Genomic DNA, 3,207 nt, shown 5'->3' with positions numbered 1-3,207 from the left:
GTATCACACTCATTAATTCATAACGATGGTTAAAAACTTTCGAACAACCAAAATAAGACGCGATTTACCCCAAACCTGATTGGCTTTTTGTGGCTGATAAACGATTTGCCCGTTAGAATGTCCATACATTTACTAAGAGGATTCACAATGAGTATCGAAAAAGACGTTGATATCCAAGTCTGCGAAGCATGTGGCTGCGCTGGCGAAATTGGCTTTATTATCAAAGAAGGTGATGAAGTTGCCGAAGTGATGGTCATGGCACCCAACAAAGCTCAGCTAGAAGCTGAATTTGAGAAGTACCTCGCTCTTGCCAAACAGGTTTCAGATAATGTTGAGTTTGAAGTTTCACCGTTAGACGATAACTCTACTGAATTGCATGCACGTTTCAAATTTGAAGTCAGTGCCGAAAAACTTATTTTTGAACTGAAGTCGCGCTCTTTGGCTCGTTAATCTAATTGCTCTTAGCGGGCCTAATCATGGCTCGCTTTTTTATCGCCCAAGCACTTTGCTTTCTCATCCTAGGCAATGCATTATTGAAGCTTAACCGTAATCTGCCGATACTCTAGGTATCGTGTCTTCATCTGCAGGCTTTATGAATAAGTTTTCGCTTTTACTAACATTATGCAACCTTCTCTATGCCTCTTGTGCATGGTCACAGCCGCTCGATCAATATCAAATTCTTAACCACCTTGATAATTACGGCAATCTCTATTTGCGTAATAAACCCTACACAACACTACCCGAAAATCTCACGCTCAAAGGCAACCTAAATATTGCTAAGACATCGATAAAATCCCTGCCTAAGGGCTTGAATGTGCAGGGTAGTTTAGAAGCATCTAATAGCTTGCTAGAGAATATTCCAAAAGGTACCACCATTCGTGGTTATGCGAACTTACTGGGTAGTAAAATCAAATCGTGGCCAATGAGAATCAAGGTCGGTGGTTACCTGAATTTCACGGATACACCGCTTGAAACGCTGCCTGCGAATCTCTTAGTCAAGGGGGATTTGAGCGTAATTCGAACGCCATTAACCCAATTGCCCGAAGGTTTGGTTGTGGAAGGGAGTTTGTTTATTGGCGGTTCCAAAATCACCGAATTTCCTGACACGATGACCGTCAATGGCAATATTTATTTGGGAGGTAATGTCATCAGTAAATGGCCAAGCAAACTGACCCTTGGCGGCGCGGTCGCAAGATAGGCTAGAAAAAGAGAAGAGAAGAGAAGAAGCCGTGAGCCCCTCTCTTCATCGTTTAATGATTATTGCTGATTCTTTACTGGGTTGGCGTAGCTATCGAGTAAATAGCGCTGTGCCCCTTCAGGGATCTGAGTCAGCTTGCTTTCTAAGTGAGCGCGGATATCTGGCGTGATATCACTACTTTCTATCCCAGCCGCTAACTTATTGATCGGGAATAATTTGTAGTTTGCGTGAATTTGGCGATCGATCTCTTGCGCCAGTGCTTCTGGCGTTTCAAATGCTTGAGTAATCACTTCACCAAAGCCAACATGCACTCGGCCTTTCTCACCGACAATACCTTGGACAATGCTTTCAATATCTTCAAATTCCCCTTTTTCATAACGCCCATGCGTCGCTTTTTCATACAACTCACACGCTTTGGCCATATCGCACGGATCATTTTCATATGAAATCGCAACTGGGACAATTTTGAGCGATTGAATATACTGAGCAAACTCTATTTTCTGCTTGCGCCCTTCCACATGGAACATTTTCAAAATGGCCGGATCGGTAAAATCGTTACCATCTTTTGCTCGTCCCTCTTTTTGCGCTATCCAGATAGAATTTCCAGTTTCAAGTGAGTGTTTAATGTAAGCAGATAAGGTACTGAGCGCTTTCATCATCTCGCGCGGACCTTTAGCCGAGCGTTTCACAATAAAGCTCTTATTAAGACGCATCAGCTCTGTAGCACAAGGCTTTTTCAATAAGTTATCACCAATCGCAATACGTACAGTTTTATGCCCAGACATATACAGACCATAGTTGACCAATGCTGGGTCCATCGCGATATCACGGTGGTTCGAGATAAATAAATAAGCCGTCTGTTTATCCAATTTATCGAGACCACTGAAGGTGACACCTTGTGTCGTTGATTCTAGTGTTTTCGTGAGGTATTTCTTCACTTCAAGTTGGATTGCTTCCACGGACGTGAGTTTGGCCCATTTAAACTTTAAGTATGCTTTTACAAAAGGGCTCAGTATCGATTTTAGCCAAGCAGATCGTTTGTCAAAACGATGTTGCAAAATAGCTGAGATAAATTCTTCATCATTAATTAAACGGTCAATAGCCGCTGGAATCTCATCGTCGTTGTAAGGACGGATATCTACATAAGGATCAGTTGTGGTGGTCATATATTCATACATCAAATAAAAAGCTGGCTCATTCTACGCATAGTTGACGTAGCTCGCAGCTACAGTCGTAACAGATTCACTAAGGTCAGACCAGAATAAGGTGATTTTAGTTCGCATATTTGGCATTTTCTGTGAGACAAGGTACTCTTAGCGCCCCAAAATCAGTGAGAAGTACCATGAACTACGCGATTCAATTTGAAGCCTTACTGTCTGCTAACTTAGTTGTCACCCCTCGCAAGAAAGTCATCAAACACAGTTTGATTCGAGTAATGAGCGGATTAGTACTGTGTAAACTTGGCAAACATGAATATTCAGTTGAAGCAAAGCAGAGTTTTTGGATCCCTTTTGACTGTTTATGCTCGCTGACTATTTTTCCTAATACGCAGTGGCAGCGTGTCGATTTTTCAGTACGTTTAACCGCCGATTTTTCCCATCAAGCGGGTTACGTCACCTTATCTGAACTGAGCCAAGCCGCTTGTGATCACCTGAGTCAATGTCAACCTAACGATGAAATCTATTCGCACCTTCTTCATGTACTAAAAAGTGAAGCCACGCATTTTAAACCCAAATTATCGTTAAACAACTTCAGCGAAAAGCTATCAGCGTGGCAACCACATCAAGTAAGTGAGCTACCAATTGAATGTCAAATAGCACTACGTGTTCGTGAGGCACAAAAGCGCAAACTGTCTGGCATCAAGCTGAACCAAATCGTCGATGAGCTTTTCCAAGGAAATGAACAAGAGTGCCAACAACTTGCGCTTTTAGTTCTCGGGCGAAATTTGTAATTTTTCGCTTAAAAATGGATTGTTTACTGGCTGAATGATTAATCCCTAACTATACATT

Annotated in this window: 4 protein-coding genes; 3 read left to right on the top strand and 1 reads right to left on the bottom strand. The window is 42.1% G+C overall.

The features are described 5' to 3' along the window. Positions 1 to 147: 147 nt before the first annotated feature. Both AACT21_RS08240 and AACT21_RS08235 read left to right on the top strand, forming a co-directional pair. Positions 148 to 450: a YfcZ/YiiS family protein gene (locus tag AACT21_RS08240; protein WP_010318562.1), complete on the top strand. Its 303-nt coding sequence runs from the start codon at positions 148 to 150 to the stop codon at positions 448 to 450. A gap of 121 nt (positions 451 to 571) precedes the next feature. Continuing rightward, positions 572 to 1,198: a hypothetical protein gene (locus AACT21_RS08235; protein WP_013867989.1), complete on the top strand. Its 627-nt coding sequence runs from the start codon at positions 572 to 574 to the stop codon at positions 1,196 to 1,198. Positions 1,199 to 1,257: 59 nt separating this feature from the next. Here the strand turns inward: AACT21_RS08235 and AACT21_RS08230 are convergent, their stop codons facing one another. Further along, a complete protein-coding gene (locus AACT21_RS08230; protein ID WP_026028217.1) occupies positions 1,258 to 2,364 on the bottom strand; it encodes a 1-acyl-sn-glycerol-3-phosphate acyltransferase in 1,107 nt (368 codons plus the stop codon). A 176-nt stretch (positions 2,365 to 2,540) separates the two neighbouring features. On the opposite strand from AACT21_RS08230, the gene AACT21_RS08225 reads away from it, so the two are divergent. Continuing rightward, the gene (locus AACT21_RS08225; RefSeq protein ID WP_017043337.1) at positions 2,541 to 3,149 is read left to right on the top strand and encodes a hypothetical protein; all 609 of its coding nucleotides are present in this window, start codon (positions 2,541 to 2,543) and stop codon (positions 3,147 to 3,149) included. Positions 3,150 to 3,207: the final 58 nt, after the last annotated feature.

It is taken from the genome of Vibrio sp. V08_P9A1T1 (assembly GCF_963874405.1).
Lineage (GTDB): Bacteria > Pseudomonadota > Gammaproteobacteria > Enterobacterales > Vibrionaceae > Vibrio > Vibrio anguillarum.
This window is presented reverse-complemented; position numbering and strand designations above follow the sequence as displayed.